The 22,441-nt window shown below is 50.8% G+C and carries 21 protein-coding genes; 8 read left to right on the top strand and 13 right to left on the bottom strand.

The window, feature by feature from the left end:
• Window positions 1-59 precede the first annotated feature (59 nt).
• The 3 genes from AC5FX6_RS00675 to ric all read right to left on the bottom strand — a co-directional run bounded on the left by AC5FX6_RS00675 (window position 60) and on the right by ric (window position 2,820).
• Window positions 60-878 carry a DUF2249 domain-containing protein gene (locus AC5FX6_RS00675; RefSeq protein ID WP_493595102.1) on the bottom strand — a complete coding sequence of 273 codons (819 nt, stop codon included), beginning with the start codon at window positions 876-878 and terminating at the stop codon, window positions 60-62.
• A gap of 2 nt (window positions 879-880) precedes the next feature.
• Window positions 881-1,381: a hemerythrin domain-containing protein gene (locus AC5FX6_RS00670; RefSeq protein WP_493595101.1), complete on the bottom strand. Its 501-nt coding sequence runs from the start codon at window positions 1,379-1,381 to the stop codon at window positions 881-883.
• A 482-nt stretch (window positions 1,382-1,863) separates the two neighbouring features.
• On the bottom strand, window positions 1,864-2,820 hold the full coding sequence (gene ric, locus AC5FX6_RS00665) for an iron-sulfur cluster repair di-iron protein (RefSeq protein WP_493595100.1): 957 nt from the start codon (window positions 2,818-2,820) through the stop codon (window positions 1,864-1,866).
• Window positions 2,821-2,923: 103 nt separating this feature from the next.
• On the opposite strand from ric, the gene AC5FX6_RS00660 reads away from it, so the two are divergent.
• The 3 genes from AC5FX6_RS00660 (at window position 2,924) to AC5FX6_RS00650 (ending at window position 7,590) form a co-directional block, all read left to right on the top strand.
• Complete coding sequence (locus AC5FX6_RS00660) at window positions 2,924-5,047, top strand: vitamin B12-dependent ribonucleotide reductase (RefSeq protein WP_493595099.1); 2,124 nt, start codon at window positions 2,924-2,926, stop codon at window positions 5,045-5,047.
• A 24-nt stretch (window positions 5,048-5,071) separates the two neighbouring features.
• Window positions 5,072-6,307, top strand: a complete 1,236-nt coding sequence (locus AC5FX6_RS00655) for a ribonucleotide reductase barrel domain-containing protein (protein WP_493595098.1) — start codon at window positions 5,072-5,074, stop codon at window positions 6,305-6,307.
• 233 nt (window positions 6,308-6,540) lie between these two features.
• Complete coding sequence (locus AC5FX6_RS00650) at window positions 6,541-7,590, top strand: hypothetical protein (protein ID WP_493595097.1); 1,050 nt, start codon at window positions 6,541-6,543, stop codon at window positions 7,588-7,590.
• Between the two features lie 481 nt (window positions 7,591-8,071).
• Here AC5FX6_RS00650 and AC5FX6_RS00645 read toward each other — a convergent pair whose 3' ends face one another.
• Genes AC5FX6_RS00645 through AC5FX6_RS00635 form a run of 3 tightly spaced genes read right to left on the bottom strand, consistent with a single transcriptional unit; the run spans window position 8,072 to window position 10,434 of the window.
• Complete coding sequence (locus AC5FX6_RS00645) at window positions 8,072-9,352, bottom strand: hypothetical protein (RefSeq protein WP_493595096.1); 1,281 nt, start codon at window positions 9,350-9,352, stop codon at window positions 8,072-8,074.
• Between the two features lie 3 nt (window positions 9,353-9,355).
• Entirely contained in the window at window positions 9,356-9,796 is a 441-nt protein-coding gene (locus tag AC5FX6_RS00640) for a hypothetical protein (RefSeq protein WP_493595095.1), read from the bottom strand.
• Window positions 9,793-10,434 (bottom strand): thioredoxin family protein, encoded by a 642-nt coding sequence (locus tag AC5FX6_RS00635; protein ID WP_493595094.1) that lies wholly within the window; start codon window positions 10,432-10,434, stop codon window positions 9,793-9,795. The genes AC5FX6_RS00640 and AC5FX6_RS00635 overlap by 4 nt, the downstream gene beginning before the upstream one ends.
• Window positions 10,435-10,793: 359 nt before the next feature.
• On the opposite strand from AC5FX6_RS00635, the gene AC5FX6_RS00630 reads away from it, so the two are divergent.
• The 4 genes from AC5FX6_RS00630 to AC5FX6_RS00615 all read left to right on the top strand — a co-directional run bounded on the left by AC5FX6_RS00630 (window position 10,794) and on the right by AC5FX6_RS00615 (window position 14,799).
• Window positions 10,794-11,987, top strand: coding sequence for a proline dehydrogenase family protein (locus tag AC5FX6_RS00630; protein WP_493595093.1), 1,194 nt, complete (start codon window positions 10,794-10,796; stop codon window positions 11,985-11,987).
• Window positions 11,988-12,149: 162 nt separating this feature from the next.
• A complete protein-coding gene (locus AC5FX6_RS00625) occupies window positions 12,150-13,955 on the top strand; it encodes a hypothetical protein (RefSeq protein ID WP_493595092.1) in 1,806 nt (601 codons plus the stop codon).
• Window positions 13,956-13,961: 6 nt separating this feature from the next.
• Complete coding sequence (locus tag AC5FX6_RS00620; RefSeq protein ID WP_493595091.1) at window positions 13,962-14,411, top strand: 6-pyruvoyl trahydropterin synthase family protein; 450 nt, start codon at window positions 13,962-13,964, stop codon at window positions 14,409-14,411.
• A gap of 154 nt (window positions 14,412-14,565) precedes the next feature.
• Window positions 14,566-14,799 carry a hypothetical protein gene (locus AC5FX6_RS00615; protein WP_493595090.1) on the top strand — a complete coding sequence of 78 codons (234 nt, stop codon included), beginning with the start codon at window positions 14,566-14,568 and terminating at the stop codon, window positions 14,797-14,799.
• Between the two features lie 567 nt (window positions 14,800-15,366).
• Here the strand turns inward: AC5FX6_RS00615 and AC5FX6_RS00610 are convergent.
• The 7 genes from AC5FX6_RS00610 to AC5FX6_RS00580 all read right to left on the bottom strand — a co-directional run bounded on the left by AC5FX6_RS00610 (window position 15,367) and on the right by AC5FX6_RS00580 (window position 21,774).
• Window positions 15,367-16,134: an ABC transporter permease subunit gene (locus AC5FX6_RS00610; protein WP_493595089.1), complete on the bottom strand. Its 768-nt coding sequence runs from the start codon at window positions 16,132-16,134 to the stop codon at window positions 15,367-15,369.
• Window positions 16,135-16,137: 3 nt separating this feature from the next.
• On the bottom strand, window positions 16,138-16,845 hold the full coding sequence (locus AC5FX6_RS00605) for an ABC transporter ATP-binding protein (RefSeq protein WP_493595088.1): 708 nt from the start codon (window positions 16,843-16,845) through the stop codon (window positions 16,138-16,140).
• Window positions 16,808-18,106, bottom strand: coding sequence for a nitrous oxide reductase family maturation protein NosD (locus AC5FX6_RS00600; RefSeq protein WP_493595087.1), 1,299 nt, complete (start codon window positions 18,104-18,106; stop codon window positions 16,808-16,810). The genes AC5FX6_RS00605 and AC5FX6_RS00600 overlap by 38 nt, the downstream gene beginning before the upstream one ends.
• Entirely contained in the window at window positions 18,090-18,554 is a 465-nt protein-coding gene (locus AC5FX6_RS00595; RefSeq protein WP_493595086.1) for a nitrous oxide reductase accessory protein NosL, read from the bottom strand. The genes AC5FX6_RS00600 and AC5FX6_RS00595 overlap by 17 nt, the downstream gene beginning before the upstream one ends.
• Window positions 18,551-19,153, bottom strand: a complete 603-nt coding sequence (locus AC5FX6_RS00590; RefSeq protein ID WP_493595085.1) for a hypothetical protein — start codon at window positions 19,151-19,153, stop codon at window positions 18,551-18,553. Before AC5FX6_RS00590 ends, AC5FX6_RS00595 begins: the two co-directional genes overlap by 4 nt.
• 90 nt (window positions 19,154-19,243) lie before the next feature.
• A complete protein-coding gene (nosZ, locus tag AC5FX6_RS00585; protein ID WP_493595084.1) occupies window positions 19,244-21,262 on the bottom strand; it encodes a Sec-dependent nitrous-oxide reductase in 2,019 nt (672 codons plus the stop codon).
• Between the two features lie 29 nt (window positions 21,263-21,291).
• Entirely contained in the window at window positions 21,292-21,774 is a 483-nt protein-coding gene (locus AC5FX6_RS00580; protein ID WP_493595083.1) for a c-type cytochrome, read from the bottom strand.
• A 294-nt stretch (window positions 21,775-22,068) separates the two neighbouring features.
• Between AC5FX6_RS00580 and AC5FX6_RS00575 the strand changes: the two genes are divergently transcribed.
• A complete protein-coding gene (locus AC5FX6_RS00575) occupies window positions 22,069-22,407 on the top strand; it encodes a hypothetical protein (protein WP_493595082.1) in 339 nt (112 codons plus the stop codon).
• Window positions 22,408-22,441 lie beyond the last annotated feature (34 nt).

Here is a 22,441-nt window from a genome sequence, read left to right as displayed (position 1 = left end):
GGTACTAGTGGCGGGACGCCACTGGATAGCTCACACTCGCGGGACGCGAGCGAGGGCCTTTACCTGTAAAGCAACAAATACACCTCATTGGGCCCTACCTCCTTTAAACACACCTGAAATCCCCGTTCTGTCAATTGTGGTAGCAAAAACTGCGGTACTTTGCGGTGATGCACATACAGTGCGTTATTTTCAGGCAGTGTTTCCAACGCACTGAGTATAGACACCATCGGTTGCGGCATTTCCATCTGGCGCACGTCGATGTGCTGCAGTTTGTCGCTATACCTGGCCAAAAGGTCATCGAAATTCTCTTCGGTTTTGGAATTAGTAACCTCCAATTCCTCTCCAACACGTTGCCTTTTAAAATAAGTCTTCACCAGATTCGGCCCCAGCGTTTCGGTATAGTACTCGAAGCCTTTGGGGCGCACGATGGCGATGAGCGGAATCGGTTCGAAGGTGTTCACGATGCAAAGCACCTGCTCGGGGGTCAGCTTGTTCACCGCGTCCATGATCTGCAGGAATGGGTCGTCGCCTTTGGCGATGGTATCGCGCACATCCAGCACAATGGTATCATTTGCCTTTAGGTTTGCCATAAAGGCGGGTCTTTCCAAAATATCCGTTTCCATGGGGATAGCCCTTTTGTTGTAAGTTGGTGATGACGCGACGCTGAAGCCCAGGGGCTGCAGCTTTTCATAAAAATCCTCCACCCTGCACTTTCCAATGCGGGCGGCGTCGGCGATGGTGACCCGTGAAGCCAGCACCTTGCGCAGCACGGGATTTCGCAGCTTCTCAAAGTGCTTGTTGATCGACACAATGGCCTCTATCGCCGCAGGGTTCTCCCGCAGAATAGTCGAGATTCGGGTGGTGGCAGAAAGCTCCATGGTTACGCTACCTTTTTGTGCTCCCAGAAAGCAGGCAAGAACTCATCTACTGGTTCTTTTAGGTCATGCTCCAGCAACCTTCCCACATCAGCCAGCTCTTCCGGATCGGCCACAGTTTGCAGGTATGGAAACAGCTCGCGCTCTTCCCAGCGGATGTGGTCGGTCAGGTCCTGTTGCAGCGTAGCCACCAGCGAGGTGTTCAGGTTCTTCTGCTTGTTGATCAGTCCAATGATGGCCTCGATCAACTGGTGCTCTTCATGCAGCCTGGCCGACATCACATCATCTTTTGGCAATAGTCTTTTCAGAATGACTTCCTCTTCCCGGCAGTGCGCTTTGAGGATGTTCCTCCAGAAATACTGGATATACTGGCGCATGATGTCCAGCGAAGTGCCGTTGGCCATGCCATGCTTCAGTTTCCAGCAAAATAGCAGCCCGAAGTGGTGCTCCCGTGAGAGCGGCACCAGGCTTTTATCTCTTTTGAGTGGTTTGGTAGCGGTTGTCATAGGTGTGGTGGGCCTTGCCCGTTTGTAATTTTAATAGTGTCAGTTTTCAGAAGAAGAGTGGGATTAGGGGTTTGCTCACTGGTGTAAACCCACCCCTGCCCCTCCCAGGAGGGGAATGCTCTTGCACGATTGTCATCCCCCTACCCCCTTCTTTATCGAGGGCCCCTACCCCCAAGGGGGACTTGCTCCCTACTTTTTGTCATCCTGAAAGGATCTTGGTTACAAGTAGCTTAGGCTTAACCTCCCTTCTACCAAGTTTCTTAACAGAATGACAATCAAATCTAAGTGGCCTTGAAAGGAGGCTCTCTCCAATTGGAACAGCACTTAAATCCACCTAAACAAATCCTGTTAATCCTGGGGGTAGGGGCCCTCTTCGTATCCTGAAAATCCTTGGGGTGGGTATCTCTCTATGCGAGAATCCTGTCAATCCTCTAATCCTGAAAATCCTTGGGGTAGGGGCCCTATATAAAGATTCAGACAATTTACTTCAACACCTCTTTCTCCAGTTCCACCGCTTTCGGGAACAGCACGTTGTTCTCAAGGTGGATGTGGCGGTGCAGGTCTTCTTCGAACTCCTGCAGTTTCGCGAACATCACCTGGTAGGTGGCGCAAGCATCGGCTGGCAGGGTATAGTCGTTGGTCAGGTTGCGGATGGCTTCCAGTTCGCCGCCGGCTGCCTCGTGCTCCATCTCCATCATGTTAATCGGGTTCTGAATGCTGCCGAATGCCGGACGGTCCAACTGCACGCCGCTCTTCTTGGCTTCTACCATCTGCTTAATGAAGGGGAACAGTACGCGCTCTTCTTTCGGCATGTGGGCCTCCAGTTCATTGGCGATGTTCACGAAGTGCTTGGCTACTTCCACCACTTCCGGGTGACGGCCACCGTGCACGCGGGCAACTTTGGTGGTGTATTCGTAGAGCGTAGGAATCGCCTCGCGTACGTAGCTGTGGTGCATGTTCACAATGTAGTCGCCCAGGAAGCCCAGGTCCCACTTCTCGTACTCGTTGCCACGAGCGGCAGCGCTGCCTGTGGCTGGCATGGCTTTCAGTTCGTTTTCTACCACTTCGGGGCTAATGCCTTTTTCCTCGCACACTTGCTTCAGCGATTTCTTGCCGCCGCAGCAAAAATCGATGCCGTATTTTTTGAACACCTGCGCCTTGCGGTAGTCTTTGGCCACCAGTTCGCCTACGGTCTCCCCTTCTTCCGGTGTCAGTTTCGAAATCTTCACTTCCCAGATTTCCGGGCCCTGCAACAGGTACTCCCAGGTAAAGGTATTGCCGCGCTCGCCCAGCAACTGGTAGTACAGCGGCTTCGGGTCGTGGTCGTTGTGAATCACAAAAGCTTCGCCGCCATCCAGGTTGTCGAACCAATTAAAAATGGTCGGGTGCTTCATGCGAGGCTCCAGTACCGTTACGTCTAATTTTTCTATGGTTTCCATGGTGTTGTTTTAAATGAATAATGGGTTGTAAATGATTGCCGATGTAAAAGTAGTACAGACAATCCATAATAAAAGAGTTAAAAGTCTTTTATTAAAATGATCTTTGTCATTTATTTCCCCCTACCATTCCCCGACTTTTAAGCTTCCTGATAGCTTTAAATTAACCTCAGAAAGAAAACAATACCCTATGAAAAAAGGAAAAGCAAAAGCCAGCGGACTGGCGGTTTCCCGCTTCTTCACCCGTCACGGTGAGAGCCCGTATGCCTTGTTCGACTTCGAAAAACGGTCCTCCACTATCCGTGACCCCACAGGCAGTATTGTGGCCGAAATAGAGGACGTGGAAGTACCCAAAAACTGGTCGCAAATCGCCACCGATATATTAGCACAGAAGTACCTGCGCAAGGCGGGTGTGCCGCAGCCAGATGGCAGCAAAAGCGCGGAAAAATCGGTGAAACAAGTGGTGCACCGTCTGGCGGATTGCTGGAAAACATGGGGCGAAGGGCATGGTTATTTTAAGACGCCCGAAGACGCGCAGGCTTTTTACGACGAACTGGTATACATGCTCCTCGGGCAGTACGCCGCGCCCAACTCGCCGCAGTGGTTCAACACTGGCCTCTACAACTCCTATAAACTAAAGGGCAAGGCGCAGGGACACTATTATATAGACCCCAAAACCGAAAAGCTGCAGGAGTCGACTTCGGCATACGAGCGGCCGCAGCCGCATGCCTGTTTTATACTGGCCGTGGATGACGACCTCGTAAACAAAGGTGGCATTATGGACCTCTGGGTACAGGAAGCCCGCATCTTTAAGTATGGCTCGGGTGTGGGCACTAATTTCTCGAACATCCGGGGCAAAGACGAAGCGCTGGGCGGTGGTGGCAGTTCCTCTGGCTTGATGTCTTTCCTGAAGATTGGCGACCGTGCAGCGGGGGCTATCAAGTCGGGCGGTACGACACGACGGGCGGCCAAGATGGTGTGCCTCGACCTTGACCACCCCGAGATTGTGGAGTTCATCAACTGGAAAAAAGAAGAAGAGAAAAAAGTGGCGGCCCTGATCGCGGCGGGCTACTCTTCGGACTATAACGGCGAAGCGTACCAGACCGTGTCGGGACAGAACTCGAACAACTCGGTGCGCGTGCCGAATACCTTTTTTAAGGCGCTGCAAAACGACGAGCCGTGGCACCTCCGGGCCCGCTCAACGGGCAAAGTGGTGAAGGCCATACCTGCCCGCGAGCTCTGGAGCCAGATAGCCGACGCGGCATGGTCCTGTGCCGACCCCGGACTGCAGTTCGACACGACTATTGACGAGTGGCATACCTGTCCCGCCGAAGGGCCTATCCGCGCCTCGAACCCGTGCTCGGAGTACATGTTCCTCGATAACACGGCCTGCAACCTCGCCTCCCTCAACCTGATTCGCTTTTTCGATACTTCCAAACAGACATTTGATGTAGCCGCTTACCGCCACGCCTGCCGCCTCTGGACCATGGTCCTGGAGATTTCGGTGCTGATGGCGCAGTTCCCCTCCGAAGAAGTGGCCCAGCGCTCTTACGATTACCGCACTATCGGGCTGGGCTACGCCAACCTCGGTGCTTTGCTGATGGTGCAAGGCCTCGCCTACGACAGCGACGAAGCCCGCACGGTAGCCGCAGCGCTCACCGCGATTATGACGGGTACTTCTTATGCGACTTCTGCCGAGATGGCCGCCGAACTGGGTGCTTTTCCGAAGTATAAACTGAACGTAGAAGCCATGCTGCGCGTCATCCGCAACCACCGGGCGGCCGCGCACAACACACCCGAAGCATACGAAGGCTTGTCTATACCTGCCGTGCCGCTCGACCCTGCCCTTTGCCCCGATTACCTGCACCAAGCCGCCTGCACTGCGTGGGACGAAGCCCTAGAACTGGGTCAAAAGCATGGCTACCGCAACGCACAGGCCACGGTCATCGCCCCGACGGGCACCATCGGTTTGCTGATGGACTGCGACACGACGGGCGTGGAGCCTGACTTTGCGCTGGTGAAGTATAAGAAACTGGCCGGTGGCGGTTATTTCAAAATCATCAACCAATCTATACCTGCCGCGCTCCGCAAACTGGGCTATACCGAAGCCGAGATACATGCCATCGTGAACTACGCCAAAGGCCACGCGACGTTCAAGGGCGCTCCGCACATCAATGCAGAATCGCTCACGGCCAAAGGATTCACGCCCGAAGAAATACAGAAACTGTAAGCGGCCCTGCCGACGGCTTATGATGTGGCCTCGCTCCTCAGTGCCTATACCTTGGGGGACGCCACACTGCAGCGAATCGGCTTTAAACCGGAACAGTACCACCAGCCGGACTTCAACCTGTTAACCGCGCTCGGCTATACCTATGCCCAGCAAGAAGAAGCCAGCGACTACATCTGCGGCACCATAACCACCGAAGGGGCGCCCTACCTGCGCGAAGAACATTACCCGGTGTTTGACTGCGCCAACAAGTGCGGGCACAAAGGCAAGCGTTTCATCAAGCCCGAAGGCCATATCCAGATGATGGCCGCCGTGCAGCCGTTCATTTCGGGGGCCATCTCCAAGACCATCAACCTGCCCAACGAAACCACCCGCGAAGAAGTCGCCCGTTGCTACCTCCTGTCGTGGGAACTGGGCCTGAAGGCCTGTTCGATTTACCGCGATGGCAGCAAGCTTTCGCAACCGCTCTCGTCGAGTAGCAAGAAAGCCGAAACCGACACGGCACTCGACGCGGAAACGCCGCAGACCGACAACAGCATTAGTGCCGAACAGGTGCTGCAGGCCGCCAAGGCCATTCTGGAAGACGCCGCCAACGAACCGTTCCGCAAGCAACTGGCCCACATGGTGGAGCGCCGCAAGCTGCCGGACAAGCGCAACGGTTTCACCCAGAAAGCCAAGATTGACGGTCATACCGTGTACATCCGCACGGGCGAGTACCCGAATGGCGAGCTTGGCGAAGTGTTCATCGACATGTACAAGGAAGGCGCCTCTTTCCGCTCCATCCTCAACTGTTTCGCCATCGCGGTGTCGCTGGGCCTGCAGTATGGGGTGCCGCTGGAAGAGTTTGTGAGTCGCTTTACGTTCACCCGTTTTGAGCCGGCGGGCCGCGTGGAGCACCCCAACATCAAGTCCGCCACCTCGGTCTTCGACTACCTCTTCCGCCTCCTCGGCTACGAGTACCTGAAGCGCGAAGACCTCGTGCATGTGCCGAGTGAGAAGAACCCAGAGCCGGCCCTGCCCCTCGCCCCGGCTATACCAGCCGTCGCCACCCCGGCGGCCCAGCCCGAGCTGGCAAGCGACGTGAAAGCCAATGGCTATACCTTGGTGACGCAGAGTCGCACCGTGCTGATGGAACAGACCCAGCAAGTGCTGGCCAGCATGATGGGCGACGCCCCCATCTGCAACGTCTGCGGCCACATCACCATCCGCTCCGGCACATGCTATAAGTGCCTGAACTGTGGGAATAGTTTGGGATGTAGTTGATTGAGTTCAGTGGAAATGAAACAGGAGCGTCTGGGTATAGGCGCTCCTGTTTTTTTGTTTGGGGGGAGTGGTTGAGGATTATAGAGAAAGGATTGTATTGGATTCTTTCAATGCAGATATTAGGAGTTAGTAAGGTTTAGGAATAATCCATAATTTAGATTAAATCCCTTTCACTCATACAGCGAATAAATCTAATATTGCCTTTACACAGTAATTAGACACCGTTTAAATAAATGAATAAGTTTAGAACACATCTTCTAGTTAATCTTAAAGACACAAGAATTATAGAAAATTTATCTATAAAAGATGTGTTTCTATCAACAAGTCCTGAACCTACCAGTCGTTTTTGGGAATCAAAAGATGGAAATTCTACATCTTTATATATAGGTGGTAAAGGTTCTACTAAAATTCATGGAAATGATGATGAGGTCCCTCAAAATGAGCTTTTAATTACATGTGAAACAGAAGAGAAAGCAGAAGATTTTTTATCAATAATTCATGGCGGAATGCTTTTGGCCTATCCAGATTTGAGCTCAAAGTCTATGGACTTTTATGTAACACCTTATGAAGAAGATAAAGACGATTTGTATCAAGAGAAACCATTTAGAGACTATTTCAAGCGATTAGATGATGTTGGTTTCGGTTGTGTGGTTGCAAGTTTAGCTGTGAAAGATTCTCAACTCTGTTACTCTATTGAAAAGTATAAAGTAAGCTTAGAATTAAGTTCTTTCACTCCCCATTCTGCCAACCCTAAATACGGGCAAATATTTAATCACTATGATGTCAAGCATAGTTATCATACAAGAGCAGCTTTTGCTTTAATTTCAGCCTTTTCTGTTATTGAAGAGCTTGGTCTTGAAATTCGGTCGAGCAGCAAAAAACCTAGATTCATCGATAGCAGTGCTGGTGAATGGAACCCAGAGGTCCTTTCAGATATTAATAATAGATTAATGAACGTGGGAATAAATCCTAATATGACCTTTGAGTGGATATACAGAGGAATACCTACACAAATTGAAAAAGAAATAAAACCATATTTTGGAGTAGATTCTAAATGGGTAGCGCTTGGGAATGATATAAGAGACAAAACATTAACCTTTCCAGAAGCTATACATAATGCGAGTTATCTAAGAAATTTCATTGCTTCTCACAAATTCAATGGGTTAACTCAATACATAAGTCCCTATGATATTTTTAATGTACAATCTCTTGCACGAAAGTTAATTTTAGAGAAGATGAGATTATGGGAAGCAATGGTCAATAGATTCGAAGAAATTGATTAACTTCTAAAAGAGTGAAAGGGGGAATTCAAATTATCATGTATGTATACGATTTCATAATGGATTTTGTAAATATTGGATAGCCCTCTCAATAGCCCAATTTTAGCGTTATGACAAGGAATAGACACAAAAATGCATAAACCACATACAGGAATTATCTATTTTTCAATACCTATCCTTGGCTACTATATACTCAATATGCCAACTTCAATCAATATTGATGATGAAGTTTTGAGAAATGAATTAATGACAAAGTGGGCAATTCAATATCTCTTCATTGCTATTTTCTGTATTTTATCAATTGCATTTCTAATATGGAATCTAAAGTCTCCAACCAGATTCAAGCAACGAGCCAGTATAGGTATAGCAATCCTAACAGTAACATTCTTAATTTGCAATTTACTTGGAGTATTTACGCTTTATAAAATCTAAAGCTCCGTTATTTCCTGAATCCTGCCAATCCTAGAATCCTGTAAATCCTGATTCAGACAATTTTCACTTTCACTCCCCACTGCCCCAAAAAGAACAGCCCTAACCCAAGCGGCATCGGCACACTCGCCCAAAACATCAGCCAGTTGAAACTCGGCAAAGCCGTTAGCCCGAGCCAGAGCAAAGTGCCCTGCCCGAACATAAGCATTTCCGTGGCGAAGAAACCAGCCAGAAAAAGCAACAGTCCGATACTGCCATACCTGCCGAGCCGGTAGAGCCCTTGCTGCAACAGGAAGCCGAGCACGAACAGCGACACAAAACCGAGCAGCGACAGGTGCAAATAGCCGATAATGAAGTAGCGCAGTCTATAGGCAAGGTCGGCCATATACGGGAAAGCAGAAGCGGTTTGTAGCACTAGTTTCAGCACGAAAAACACCAGCGCCATACCTACCAAAACACGCACCCAGGGTTTGAGCAAAGCGACAACCTCCGCCCATACCTGCCTTGAAATTTTGAGCAAATAGTATAGCCCCGCCAGTTGCATGGCTACGGACACATAGCCGATGGCGTATACCCAGTCCGCAGGTTTGGTCCAGAGCACCGAGAGCGCATAGGCAGGCAGACAGGCCAGCGCCAGCAACCAGAACGCCCGAATGGCCCAGCTGCGGTTGAAAGTGATTTGGTTGCGCTCCAGAAACCAGAACAAGAGCCCGAGCACCGCAAAGGCAAACCAGCCGTTGTACTGGAAATGCAGGTAGAAATAGATGGCCGAGTAATAGAGCTCACCGCCGATAGTACCCTTCGCCATAATCGGCCCCATGGCCCAGGGACCGATGGAAGACACCACCATAAACAGCAAGGCCGTCCCGATATACTTCAGGGAAGTGGCGTGCGTGCCGGTGTCAACGTTAAGCTGCACATGCTGCCAGTAGCTGCGGGCGAACCAGTAGCTAAGCAAGATGTGTATGGTCGAGAAAATGATGGAAAACAGCGCATAGCCCTGTACCGGGAACGTGAACAGCATACCCAGCACCGATACTTGCGTCAGGAAAAACTGCCTTCGGAAAGACTTGCGTGCCGCGCCTGTCACAGCTGGAAAAATGTAAAGCAAGGCGGCAAAAAAAGCACAGTAGAGCCAGCCCAGCAAAGCCACATGCGAGTGCGCATGCAGGAAATTTTTGTAGTTGACGCTATCTACAGGCGACACCATCAGCCAGCGCAGAAAAAGGCCCAGCACCGCCACCAGCACAAAATACCCCAGCGCAAGCCGTGCCCGCACCAAGGTATCCTGTCCTGTTTGTGTGTGTTGCTGCTGCCTCTCCCTAACCTCTGTCATTGCTTAGTTAAAGTACTGATTATACTCCTTCAATCGAGTGCTCACCCGCAGCAACGCCTGTTCAGACTGGCGCTCGTCTTTTTCCACCAACAGGTTTACGTCCTCCACCAAAGGCACCAGGTATACGTGCAGCATATCGTGGGCGGGACCTTGCATGCGGCAGTCCTTGTAAAGCTGCTGCAGCTCCGCCTTCATCGACAAACCAAGATCGTTGTAAGCCTCCGCAGAATTGTTCTCAGCCTGCAGACTAAACTCTTTCAGCATACCCTGCAATTGGGCGATGTGGTGCTTGGTCGGCTCGTCGGCCTGCCAGCGCTCGGTACCGTTCAGGGCCAAGGTTTTCTCTTCATGGATTACCTCTTTGTGCTCTGTTTCTAGGTCGCGCTCGTGTCCGCACATGGAGGTCATGCTGGCGAGAAAAATAGTGATGATGATCAGCTTCATATTATAACTCCTTCCTCTTGTTGTTCAGGTATAGCGGCCTGCACCAGGCGCAGCAAATCCTGCTGCAGCGATTGGCTGCGGTCTTTGGCGTACAAAATATGCACCAGTGTGCCGACTTCCTCTTTGGCCGCACCCGGGTTTTGGTCTTTAAACTGCAGCACTTGTTCCAGTATGGCCAACGGTCGCGGTCCCCATGTGAAGAGTCGCTCGTTCGTTTCAGCATTCAGGCAGATCAGCTTAGGTATAGCGCGGCTGCCGTTCGTCAGGCAGGTATCCATCCAGGCGGGATTTTCGTCGCGCAGGATCACGGTGAGTTCGATGGTCGGCACGGCGTCGGCGATGGCGGCAAGGGCAGGCAGTTGCTGCGCTCCGTCGCCGCACCACGACTCCACCAGCACCACCCAATGCCACTCAGGCCGTGGTTGCTGCAGCGCCTCGAGTAAGTCAGCGTTCAGGACAAACTGTTTCTCGACGCGCTTCATGCGTTGCTGGTTCAGCTTGGTATACGCAATGCGCTCTTCGGTTTGCTCAGGGCCTGAAGTCTGGTTGTTGGCTACAAGTTCATCTATCAATAGTTTGTAACTCTGATAGGTCAACGGGTTGATCAGTTCTGGGGGCAATATATCAGGGGCGTTCATAAAACGTGTGTGTTAGATTTTATGCAAGTGTAGCCATCTTTGCCTGTTTATAAAATGACTTAAGTCATTCATACACAACAATAAAACCACCTTCAACCGCAAGTAAAAGCTTCAGAACAGAAAATGATCTATGTCATTATTTCAGGTAACTATGCTCATTTCCGGGACCATGGTATAGGCATAACTTGTGCATTCAATCAGCCTCTGATATAGCTGCAAAGTTACATCGGGTATTGCTGAAAATGGCCTTTGCTGTGACAGGCTCAGGTTGCTGATTAAACGCTTGTTTGCGCTTTGCTTTCCAATAGAAATACTATACCTCAACCAGCAATAAAACCTCCCCGAGAACTTCGACACGCATGATTTCTACTACCATACAAGCAACTACTCACTTCGATCCGGAAGATCTGAAGACAGCCTTCAGCAACAAGACCGACGAAGAGCTCAAACTGGCCCACTTCCTTTTCCGGGTAATGGGCAACCCGACATTCGTAAAGCTGGGCGGTGTAGCCACCATTTGGGCGCTCAAACTAGGACTCCCCATTAAAGGCTTGATCAAAAGCACCATCTACCGTCACTTCTGCGGAGGCGAAACGGCCCAGCAAGCACAGCGGGCTATCCGTCGTATGGCCAACGCCCAGGTATACACCGTGCTCGACTACGCCGCTGAAGCCAGGGAAGATGAATCCGGTTTTGACCACGTGCTGGACGAGATCATGCGTAACATCCGGCTGGCAAAAGTGACAGGCGATATACCTTACATCAGCGTGAAACTGACAGGTCTTGGCTCCCACGACATCTTCCAAAAACTGCAGGATGGGGAGACGCTCACGCAAGAAGAACAGGCCGCTTTTCAGCGAACAGAAAATCGCTTGAACCTGATCTGCAAAGCTGCCTACGAAGCTAACATCACACTCTACATCGACGCAGAGGAAAGCTGGCTCCAGCAACCGATGGACGAGCTGGCTGAAAAGATGATGCTGCGCTATAACGAACATCGCGCCGTGGTGTTTAACACCCTGCAAATGTATCGCACCGACCGCATCGCCTACCTGACTGATCTACTCAAAAGAAGTGAAGGCTACGATGTGGTGTTAGGTATAAAAATCGTGCGGGGTGCCTATATCGAGAAAGAGCAGGAACGAGCCGCCGAGTATGGGTATCCGAGCCCGGTTTTCAATATCAAAGCCGATACCGACCATAGCTTTGACAAAGCCATTGACATCTGTTTGCAAAATCTCTATCGTGTGGAGCTTTGCGCCGCCACGCACAACGAAGCCAGCACGCGCTACCTCGTCAACCAGATCAACCGACAAGGTATAGCCGATCACCGCAAGCGCATACACTTCTCGCAACTCTACGGCATGAGCGACAACCTGACCTACAACCTGGCCAGCGCCGGCTTCAACGCTTCCAAATACCTGCCTTATGGCGATGTGGCCACTACCCTGCCCTACATGATCAGGCGGGCAGAGGAGAATACTTCTATTGCCGGGCAGATGGGTAGGGAGTTAAGTTTGTTGGAGGCGGAGATGAAGCGGCGGGGGTTGTAAATAACTATCCCTCCTCGCTCGCGTCCCGCGAGCGAGGAGGGATAGCAGAAATCTCTTCCGAGATGAGGGACGAATTGAACTATAATTCAGATTTCTCCCTCCGGTCGAAATGACAATACATAACAAGTAACCAATCAGTAAACTGATACAGCATATTCAATTATGATTAAAAACACACCGCACACCTTCCACATCCCGGTTATGGGGTTGGCTTTTTCGATAGACTCGCCTATGAAAGTGGCGCAGTATGGCATTTCATCGGTTGTTTCGCTAAGCGATGACACGTTGCTGGAGCAAATGCGCGAGCATTACAGCCATGTCTATCAGGAGCGCTTCACGCCCATCACTACGAAAAAGGAAGACTACCGGGCCCGCCGCGTGGAAGAGTACCTGAACCTGGCTGATCGTATTGTCAAGCAACAGATCCAGGCGTTAAAGGAGGAGTCATTTGATTCCGAATCACGACTGACCAAATACTACCTGTTGCTACCGGACAATGCGCCTCTCAAAGCGCTCTACAGGAAAATGCTGGAGACCAGCAATCCGGAGCTGAAGAAAGTCATGCAGGAAGAGTTAAGGCAAGGTGTGGTGCCGGGAAGTATTGATGTGAACATCATGACCAAGCTTGACAAAACCAATTATGATAAAGACGGCAATCCCCTCCCATCGGAGTACTCCGATGCACTGGCTGCGCTGCGTGGTTTTGCCAGAAGCACGGTGCATGCTTCGGTGATTTTCTCAGCAGGTATGAACATGCGTTTGTACAGCTATCTTGAACAATTTCCGTGCTTCTTCCCCGATGAAAATGGTTATCTGGAGAAACAGGTCGTGATCAAAGTGAGCGACTACCGCTCAGCTTTTGTGCAGGGCAAGATACTCGCCAAGAAAGGCATTTGGGTTTCTGAATTCCGCATCGAGTCCGGTTTGAACTGCGGCGGTCACGCCTTCGCGACCGACGGTCATTTGCTGGGCCCGATTCTGGAGGAGTTCAAGCAAAACCGACAGGCGATGCAGGACGAACTTTATACCTTGTGCAGCAATGCGCTCGCTGCCAAAGGCTATGCTATACCTGAAAAAGCGCCTACAACACACATCACGGTGCAAGGCGGTATTGGTACATCGGACGAGCACAATTTCCTGCTGGAGCATTACGGTATGGACGCCGCTGGTTGGGGCACGCCGTTCCTGTTGGTACCAGAAGCTACGACAGTCGATGCGGAAACCATGGAAAAACTGGCGCGGGCAAAAAAAGAAGACCTATACCTGAGTCCGATCTCCCCACTCGGTGTACCGTTCAATTCGTTGCGAGGCACAAGTTCAGAAGCGCTGACATTATCCCGCATAGAGCGTGGCAAACCGGGTAGTCCGTGCGAGAAGAAACATCTGGTATCGAACTCTGACTTCACGAAAGAGCCGATCTGTACGGCCTCCCGCAAGTACCAGCGCAATAAGCTGGTGCAGCTGCAAGGATTAGGTTTGCCGGAAGCGGAATACAAAGCCCAGGAAGCCAAAGTACTTGAAAAGGAATGCCTCTGCGAAGGATTGGCCAACACCGCTTTAGTAAAACTAGGTATAGCCCGCAAAGCCGTTGCGTCCAGACCGATTGCGATCTGTCCGGGTCCAAACCTGGCATACTTCTCCAACATTTTCAAGCTGCAGGAGATGGTCGACCACATCTATGGCCGTGTGAATGTGCTTAACAACACCTATCGCCCGCATGTGTTCGTCAACGAGCTCAATATGTACGTACAATACTGGAAGAACAAGAAAGCCGAGCTGCAGGAAACCATGACCGACAAGCAGGAGAAATACCTGCAGAGTTTCTGGCAGAACCTGCAGCAAGGTATAGCCTATTACAAAGAACTGCTGCCGACTATTTTCAAAGACCAGCTGGAGAAGCGTGTGTTGATGTTGGACGAATTACTGGAAGCCGAAGACCAGTTGCAATTGGCGAATCAGAAGGTATAAAGAGGTATGAGTAGAATACGATTAACCCGCCTGTTCACGTTTGAAGCGGCGCATGCCCTGCAAAACTATAAGGGCGGCTGCCGCAACATTCACGGGCATTCCTATAGGCTGGAAGTCACGATTATCGGCACGCCCATCGTGAGCGAAACGCACCCGAATGACGGTATGGTGATGGACTTTAAGGACCTGAAAAAACTGGTGCAGGATACCATCATTGATCCGATCGACCATGCGCTTTTGCTGCGACAGGACGCTTCGCTGGAATTGGTAGAGGCGCTGCGCCACCTGAATCACAAACTGGTGCTGACTCCGTTCCAACCAACTTGCGAGAATATGCTGATCGACTTTAAGCAGCGGATCAGACACTTACTACCAGCTTATGTGGAGTTGCATAGCCTCAAGCTTTGGGAAACGGAAAAGTCGTTTGCAGAGTGGTATGCTGCTGATAATTTGTAAATAGATAACATTTAACTTAAAACCGCCCTGCTTGTGCTTTTTCTGGTCATAAGCAGGGCGGTTTTTCTACACCTTTCTTGCAGGTATACCCTGGTTGTCAGTGCTATACCTTGAAACGTAGCCGTATCAAACTCGTTCTAAAGAGTTATCACCAATGATTACGACTATGAAAAAGATACTTATTATTTTTATCGCCATTTTCTTCTTTTCCTGCAGCTCCGACACTACCACACATGACGTTGAAACTGAAACCCGCGACACCGAAACGATGGATGAAAGTGTAGAGATTGGTTCTGGCGAGGAGGTGAGTCCCCAACTGGATATGCAGGATGATACCGCCGCGTTTGATGTTGATACGGTTACGACACCAAGACGGGGGAATCAGTAAAGTATGGCGCGAGCGTCCTCGCTCGTGACGGCTATGGTGGGGCCTCTGGCCTGGTTTCAGTACTGCTGCTGCTATTGCAGGTATAGTTACTTGACTTGTTTCATTGCTTCGCCTGTGCGGCGGGCACTCACTTTTTTCCTTGATGAAAAAATCGAGGGCCCCTACCCCCAGTAAGCAAAAAAATCAAGACGCTCCAAATCGAGGGCCCCTACCCCCACTCGCTGAACGCTCGAACAGTGGAGCGCCGCAAAGTGCACTTGGCTGGTGTGATCTGTTTCATAGCTCAAGGGGCAAGTTACCTTTCCAATGCGTGCCAGTGGTATGCGCGGTCTTCGAACTGGCAGTTACTAATTCCCCTCTTGGGAGGGGGAGGGGTGGGTTAATTAGGGGGATTGTTAAAAGACTTGGACAAAGCACTTATACCTGTCAAATAGCAGTTACAGGCTCCCCTCCTTGGATAAGGAGGGGCAGGGGTGGTTTGATCCGGTGCTGAAAAGAAGTCCCTCTTTGAAGGGGGCAGGGGGATGTTGATCGTGCACCACTCCCCCTGCTGTTCTTTGGGGTAGGTTACACATCCCGCTTCTGAAACGCTCTCCTCGACACAAACACCGGCACAAGCACCCAGAGCACCATCACCACCAACGCTATACCTATCCCCCACATGCTGCCGAAAATGCTCTTGTACAGCGCACCGGTATAGCCCATCATGGCAGAAACGTCTAGGTTGAGCAGCACCATCACGCGGCCCAGATCCACGGGGTTGAGCGCCGTCAAAGCAAGCGTAGCGTACTCCAGTGGGTAGTCGGCAAAGGAGTATAAGATAAATAACACAATGCCGTCGTAGATCAGCGCAAAGTAGAACCAGAGCAAGAGCGCTATACCTATCCCCTTCGCTTTGTCTCGGGTGATGACAGAGGCCAGAAAAGCCAGCGCTACGAAGATGAAGGTGATGAACACACCCGTCAGCACCAGGTATAAACCTGTGGCGCTCGGTGCGAACAAGAGCACTGGTATACCTACACCCATCATAAAAGCAGCTGACAGCGACAGACTCACGCCCCAGTATTCGCTCATGAAAATCTTGCTGCGCTTGATCGGTTGCGACACTAAAAGCTCCATGAACTCATAAGAGTTGTAGAAGTGCGTCGTGCCGAACACAATGCTGATCAGCGGTACGGTGAGCAGCACCAGATTCAGCAAACTCAACAAGCCTTTTTCTGGACTGCCGCCCAGGTTGAACAGGCCGATGGAGAGCAGCAACAGAAACAAGGTATAGGCCACCACGATTTTGTTGCGCACGATGTCGTAGAGCACGTATTTGATGATCTTGTTCATGGTCTAGTCCTCCTCGTTCATAATTTTGGCAATGGCACGGCTAAGGCGCTCCTCATTGGTATGGGCTTTAATGCTGGCAATTGTTTCGTGGAATTTCAGGGCACCGTCCACCAGGCATACTACTTCGTCGGCCACTTCCTCTACCTCACTCATGATGTGCGACGTGATCAGGATTAGCTTGCCTTTTTTCTTTTCCTTTAGGATCTTGCACTTCAGGATCTCCGCCGAAATAGGGTCGAGGCCGGCGGTTGGTTCATCAAGAATGAGCACCTGCGGGTCGAACATGAAAGCCAGTGCCGCACTCACTTTTTGTTTCGTGCCGCCCGACAGGGACCCCATTCTTTTATCATACATGTCTTTGAGGCCATAGAGGCCTATCAGTTCTTCGTCAATCACGGTGGCGTCTTTGCGGATGTCGCGGATCATGTCGATTACCTGCCGGATTTTCATATTCTCCGGATACTTACCAATCTGCGGCATATACCCGATCTGGCTGCGGTAGGCGTATTGCTTGAGCACGCTTTTACCATCTATTTTGATGTCGCCGCTATCCGGCAGCACCATCCCCAATATGCACTTGCTCATGGTGGTTTTACCTGAACCGTTCGGGCCTATGATGGACACCACACGGCCGCCTCCGAAGCGCACGGTCAGGTCTTTCAGCACCGGCAGCTTACCGTAGGTTTTTGACAAGTTTTCTATCGCTATCATGATTTACTTTCTTCATTAAAGGGCGTTCATCGACCAGACTCTCAGGTATAAAACTCGGCATCACACGTTCGATGCTATCCATCAGATCGACCATAAAACTGCGCATAAACATCACCGAAGGCGGTACCCGCTCTACCAGCATGGAATACAGACTCACCGGTCTGTAGGGCACATCCCCAACCCTGTTTTTGTCGAGGTCGTAGCCATTGTATTTATCCCAGTAGTTATGCTCAAACAGGTTCATGGTCGGGCTTCCGTTGGTGCTCACATCAAAGGAGTTGCTGGTGAAGTTGTTCAGCCGGAAGGTATCCTGAATGCAGCTGGCCAATAGGCGTATGGCCCAGCCATTGCGGTCAAAATCGTTGCTTTCTATGTGCAGCCGGCTGGAGCTTTCCATGTAAATGCCGGTGGTGTTTCTGCGAAATGTATTGTTACGGATGGTGCTCTGCGATATGTCTTTCAATAAAAGTCCATAAGCAGCCGACCCCCAGTTGTCTTCAAAAGTATTTTGTTCCATCCGGATGTTGCGGGTATACATCACAGCAACGCCCGCCCCGTTTTTGCGAAAGATGTTGCGGGTATACACATTGCCGTCCGAGAACATAAAGTGCAGTCCGTAGCGGTTGTTGCGCTCACTGATATTGTTATGAATCAGGCTATTGGTCACGTACTCGAAGTAAATGCCGTCGCGGTGCCCTTCCACTTTGTTATTGCTTACTTCCACACCGTCGGTGCGCCACACGTGTATGGCATTGCCCAGCGCCGATTCAATTTTGCCGGTGTTAACGCCACGTACCACATTGCCTTTCACCACGCTGTTGTCGGCGTTCTGTATGTATATCCCAAAATAAGTGTTCAGGACGGTATTGTTCAGTATCTGTATGTTTTCATGATCGGCCACACGGATGGCTGCATCGTCTCGCATGTAGCTCACTGCCACGTTCTGCACAGTAAACCCTTCCACTTTCACGTTGGAGGACTTGATGGTGATAATCTGGCCACTGTTGTTGCCATCGATCACCGGGTTGTTGCGCCCGATCAGACTGATGGGCTTGTTAATGTCTATACCTGACTCCCTATACACACCTCCGTCCACGAGCACCACGTCACCGGCTTTCGCCTTGCGCACGGCCTCTTTCACGGAGTGGTACTCGCAGGTGTTGCATACCTTTAGTGTGTCGCCGAGAGCTGCAGGGCTGCCCAGCAACCACACCAAAGTGCATGCTGTCCAAACTACTATATGTTTACTCAGGTTTTTCATTATTCTTAACGGCTGTCATGGCCTGTTCCCAGTTGAGTAGGCGACCGCCTACTTCCTGTTGCATTTTGGTGGCTGTTCCCTGGTCCGACACAGCGGTCAGGTACATGCCCATCGGGCTCGGAAGCTCCCTGCTTTGTATAAAACTGGCGCTGCGGGCGTCTAGCAGTTCGTTTGGTCGGGAGAAGTCTGTTACCAGCACATAAGCGGCTTTTTCGGCCTGTTCCAGATTCTCCTGCAGGTATGCCGCCAGGCACTCGGCTGAGTCGAAGTAGAACGGCTTGCCTTTGTCATTCACCAGTTCGGCGCCATACCTATTGTCAGATACAGTCATGTGGCAGTGGGCGCAATTCACTTCGCCATAGGCAATCGGCTTGGGCTCTACCTGGCAGGCAACTAGCAGCGTGAGCATCATGGCTACCAGTAACAGATTGTGAATTAATCGTTTCATACCAGTACCTTTTTTGCGTTGTGTTTTCTTGATGCATTACGGCTAAGAAAGTATACCAATGCAGCGAGTGTGATGGCCAGAAAAATACCGAGGCTCCCCCATGCAGGCAGTGACAAGGCATCGAAATTGAGCAGTGTCTTGTTACCCAGCAAGGGCGGCACATAGGTCATGCCCGGCACTTTGATGGGAGCTGTTGGGTCGAGGTTGGTTCCAAATTTATTCAGCCAGAGGTAAAAGTCCAGTATACCTACCGCTCCCGCTATCATCAGCAGCACCGTCCATCCCAGCACCAGTTTGCGCTTGCCCAGCAAAGCGACCAGCATGCCTGCCACCATAAAGAAGATGACGATATAGGGCATGATCTTGAGTTCGGCAAACGAATCGGCGTGGATAGGCTCCATCCCGATGTAGTGGTTGAGAATGTTAAAGTTTTGAATAGCCCCATCCGTGTTACCGGCAATCTTGTTGATCCAGATGTGCATTTCCAAACCCTCCGGATATTGCGGAGCTTTTAAATAGATCTTCCACATCGGGAAGAGAAACAACAAGCCGAGAGATAGCGAAGCTATGATCATCAGCACTTTATGGTAAGCTTTCATCCTTAGTAGATTAAAGGTGAAAATTTAAAAATAAGCGGAGGCTGCTTTGGGCAACCTCCGCTTTTGTTTTGCCCGGCTTATACCGTTTGGTTAAGCGGAAGGCTTTTTCTTGCCTGTAGAGAACGTGATCGGTACGTTAGAGCCCTTAGGAGATACTCTGATGTAGCCTTGCATTTCCTGGTGCAGTGCAGAGCAGAAGTCTGTGCAATAGAACGGGAACACACCAGCTTTCTTCGGTACCCAGCGCAGCGTCTGTGTAGCACCCGGCATGATCAGGGTCTCGGCGTTGTTGGCACCCATCACCGCAAAGCCGTGCGGTACATCCCAGTCCTGCTCAAGGTTCGTCACGTGGAAGAGTACGGTGTCACCTACCTGCACGCCTTCGATGTTGTCCGGTGTCATGTGGCTACGAATAGCTGTCATTTTCACACGAACCACGTTGCCCTGGCGGGTCACGCTGGCGTCAGACTCTTTCTTCACCGCGTATGGGTGTGTGTTCTTGGCCAGGTCAAAGAATTTCACACTGTTCGGCGCTACTTTGTCGGCTTTGATGGCCTGGGCATAGTGCGGTTCAGCTACGGTCGGGAAGTCAAGCAGCATCCGCATTTTCTCGCCGCTGATGTCGATCAATTGGGCAGAGTGCGCTAACTCAGGACCTGTAGGCAGGTAACGGTCTTTGGTGATCTTGTTCATGGCCACCAGGTACTTGCCGTCAGGGTTTTTGGTATCGCCACCCGGGATCATCAAGTGACCAACTGAGTAGTAAACTGGCATTCTGTCCACTACCGTGAAGTCGCTCAATTTCCATTTCACCACTTCAGAAGACACGAACATAGAGGTATAGGCGTTGCCTTTTCCGTCAAACTCGGTGTGCAATGGTCCAAGACCTGGCTCTGGCACTTCAGCTTTCAGCACAGACTCGTATTTGAATACAGGGATACCGTTGATTTCACCGTCAAAAGACTTGTTTTTGATTGCCTCCTGCATTTTAGAGTAAGAGAAAACCGGGATAGTTGCAGCCAGTTTGCCACTCACCACCATGTGCTCGCCGCTTGGGTCCACGTCGATACCGTGTGGAGACTTAGGCGCAGGGATCAGGTACATCATGCCCGGGCAATCTTCCGGCAGCAGGTAGCGCACTGTCTTCTTGATAGTGGACTTGGCCATGTGCGAGTCTTTGTCCATTTTGTTGTGGTAGTAGTAAGCTGGCATTTCCTTCGCCTTGCCTTCTGCGGCATATTTAGCAGCCAGTTTCCAGTTCACAGCAGCCAGGTAGTCGCGGTCGTTCTGGGATGCACCCAGCTCTTTCAGCGTACCAGAACGCTCTGTGTTATAGGTTGTAAAGAATACCCAGTCAGAAGACGGGCCTTTGCCACCGTTGGCCAGGTCGTAGTCGAAGCCTGGTACCAGGATCTGGAAGTCAAGCTCCATGTCTCCTTTGTCCTTGTCTACCTTGATAAATGAGATAGAGCCACGGAACTTGTCGGCATACTCGTTCATGCTCACGTCGGCTGTACCGCCTTTCATGTCCAGTGGCACAGAGAAACGTGTACCTGCAATCACATACTCGTTGTTATCAGTTGGATAAGGCGAGCAGTGGTTACCGGCTGAGTTTGGAATCTCCAGGATCTCTACTGTTTCGAATGTGCTCAGGTCGACACGGGCCACACGTGGCGTGTTGTTACCGTTGGCAAACAACCAGCGACCATCGGTCATACCGTCCGTACGGGATAGTTTCGGGTGGTGCAAGTCGTCCCAGGGCACAAAACCGTGTGATGTCATCAGCATGGCCTTCGACTCTTCGCTGTAGCCGTACCCGTTCTCACCGTGCTGCGTGAACACAGGGATGATTTTGAGCAATCGGCCAGATGGCAGACCGTACACAGACATCTGGCCATTAAAGCCGCCTGACAGGAAAGAGTAGTATTCGTCGTGCTTGCCCGGCGCCACATACACTGCCTGCGCAGCATCTGAAGACACACCGGCAGCGGTAGCACTGCCTTCGCCCGGGTTGCTGCTGCAGCCCTGCAGGACGGCACCGCCAGCCAGTGCCAGCGTGAAGGCCGCGGCAGGAGCCGCTTTCTTAAAAGTTCTGAATAAAGATTTCATGATGTTTTGGTTTTGCTTGTTGACTGTGATTAGGAGTTCTTATCATTCTGACGCAGGAACTCGAGCAGTGCTCTGGCGTCCGCCTCGTTGATGTTCTGGTTGGTCATCTGGGTTAAGTGCTCAGCCAGCAGTTTCTTGGCAGTCGGGTCTTTCTTGGTCATCTCCTCTGGGTTGATGATCATGTTCATGACCCACTCCGGCTTGCGACGCTCGGTTACGCCGGCCATACCCGGACCTACTACTTTCTGATCAGACAATTGGTGGCAGGCAGAGCACTTGCCTTCAAAAATGGACTTACCTTCAGCGGCCAGCGCCTCGTCTACATTATCGCTTACTTCCACTGACTTGATGGGCCCTACTCCTTTTCCGTCATCTTCCACTGCAGCAGCAGGTGCCTGATGTGCCAGACCTGATTCCTGATGCGCCTCTGTTGCAGCGGTGTTGTCAGATGAGCAGCTATAAAACACCATAGCGGCCAGGAAAAGAAATGCGGTAGATTTAAGGGATTTCATGATTGTTGGTTTTTGGTTTTTGCTTTTCATGATGTTTACCTGTTTAGTAATGAGATGATTAAGCATCTCCTATGACTGTCATTGGGAAACTTTATCAATCTCACGTCTCTCGACAGTTTCGGCTTTCATTTACAATTCAAAGGTAGAGCAAGACATGACCTGAATAAAAGACCTTAATCTCTTTTATTAGTGATATATGTCATTTTTTGAATTAAGCCATCGCATGACCTTTGTTACAGTCTAGAGAGAAAGGAGATCATGAAGTGCCTTGCTATTATATTATGTCTGTTATGTATGCTGGTACAGTTACTGAGCAAGCCGGGCATCTTCTTAATATACCAGCTCAACAAGGCCTATATAGTTTATGAGTTGTGTGAGCAGCGCCTTATACCTGGATCAGATTGCCAGGGCAAGTGCCACCTCCGAAAAGAGCTTAAAAAAGACACGGAACGGGAGCAGCAATCCCAACGCCAGCAGCATGCGTCGGCTGATCTTTTCCTTTATAAGACAGCAGACCAGCCGGTCTCAGTAGAAATTTTAATAGACAAGCAGACAGGTTTTACCTCTTACAGGCCGGGCAATCCCATCAGGCTGAGCCGCTCCATCTTTCATCCTCCCCAGTTCAAAGCTTAGTTTCTAAACCGGTTGCCCTGCGGCAACCCTTCTT

It is taken from the genome of Pontibacter sp. LHS2 (genome assembly GCF_058932845.1).
Note: the sequence above shows the minus strand (reverse complement) of the source record. Positions and strands in the feature narration are given on the sequence as shown.

Excerpts from the sequence above, each read along its gene's own strand:
- AC5FX6_RS00635 (WP_493595094.1), bottom strand. The coding sequence starts at position 10,434 with ATGAACGCCCCTGATATATTGCCCCCAGAACTGATCAACCCGTTGACC.
- AC5FX6_RS00675 (WP_493595102.1), bottom strand. The coding sequence starts at position 878 with ATGGAGCTTTCTGCCACCACCCGAATCTCGACTATTCTGCGGGAGAAC.
- AC5FX6_RS00615 (WP_493595090.1), top strand. The coding sequence starts at position 14,566 with ATGATTACGACTATGAAAAAGATACTTATTATTTTTATCGCCATTTTC.
- AC5FX6_RS00580 (WP_493595083.1), bottom strand. The coding sequence starts at position 21,774 with ATGAAATCCCTTAAATCTACCGCATTTCTTTTCCTGGCCGCTATGGTG.
- AC5FX6_RS00575 (WP_493595082.1), top strand. The coding sequence starts at position 22,069 with ATGCTGGTACAGTTACTGAGCAAGCCGGGCATCTTCTTAATATACCAG.
- AC5FX6_RS00590 (WP_493595085.1), bottom strand. The coding sequence starts at position 19,153 with ATGAAAGCTTACCATAAAGTGCTGATGATCATAGCTTCGCTATCTCTC.
- AC5FX6_RS00670 (WP_493595101.1), bottom strand. The coding sequence starts at position 1,381 with ATGACAACCGCTACCAAACCACTCAAAAGAGATAAAAGCCTGGTGCCG.
- nosZ (WP_493595084.1), bottom strand. The coding sequence starts at position 21,262 with ATGAAATCTTTATTCAGAACTTTTAAGAAAGCGGCTCCTGCCGCGGCC.
- AC5FX6_RS00640 (WP_493595095.1), bottom strand. The coding sequence starts at position 9,796 with ATGAAGCTGATCATCATCACTATTTTTCTCGCCAGCATGACCTCCATG.
- ric (WP_493595100.1), bottom strand. The coding sequence starts at position 2,820 with ATGGAAACCATAGAAAAATTAGACGTAACGGTACTGGAGCCTCGCATG.
- AC5FX6_RS00650 (WP_493595097.1), top strand. The coding sequence starts at position 6,541 with ATGAATAAGTTTAGAACACATCTTCTAGTTAATCTTAAAGACACAAGA.
- AC5FX6_RS00620 (WP_493595091.1), top strand. The coding sequence starts at position 13,962 with ATGAGTAGAATACGATTAACCCGCCTGTTCACGTTTGAAGCGGCGCAT.
- AC5FX6_RS00600 (WP_493595087.1), bottom strand. The coding sequence starts at position 18,106 with ATGAAAAACCTGAGTAAACATATAGTAGTTTGGACAGCATGCACTTTG.
- AC5FX6_RS00595 (WP_493595086.1), bottom strand. The coding sequence starts at position 18,554 with ATGAAACGATTAATTCACAATCTGTTACTGGTAGCCATGATGCTCACG.
- AC5FX6_RS00630 (WP_493595093.1), top strand. The coding sequence starts at position 10,794 with ATGATTTCTACTACCATACAAGCAACTACTCACTTCGATCCGGAAGAT.
- AC5FX6_RS00645 (WP_493595096.1), bottom strand. The coding sequence starts at position 9,352 with ATGACAGAGGTTAGGGAGAGGCAGCAGCAACACACACAAACAGGACAG.
- AC5FX6_RS00610 (WP_493595089.1), bottom strand. The coding sequence starts at position 16,134 with ATGAACAAGATCATCAAATACGTGCTCTACGACATCGTGCGCAACAAA.
- AC5FX6_RS00625 (WP_493595092.1), top strand. The coding sequence starts at position 12,150 with ATGATTAAAAACACACCGCACACCTTCCACATCCCGGTTATGGGGTTG.
- AC5FX6_RS00605 (WP_493595088.1), bottom strand. The coding sequence starts at position 16,845 with ATGATAGCGATAGAAAACTTGTCAAAAACCTACGGTAAGCTGCCGGTG.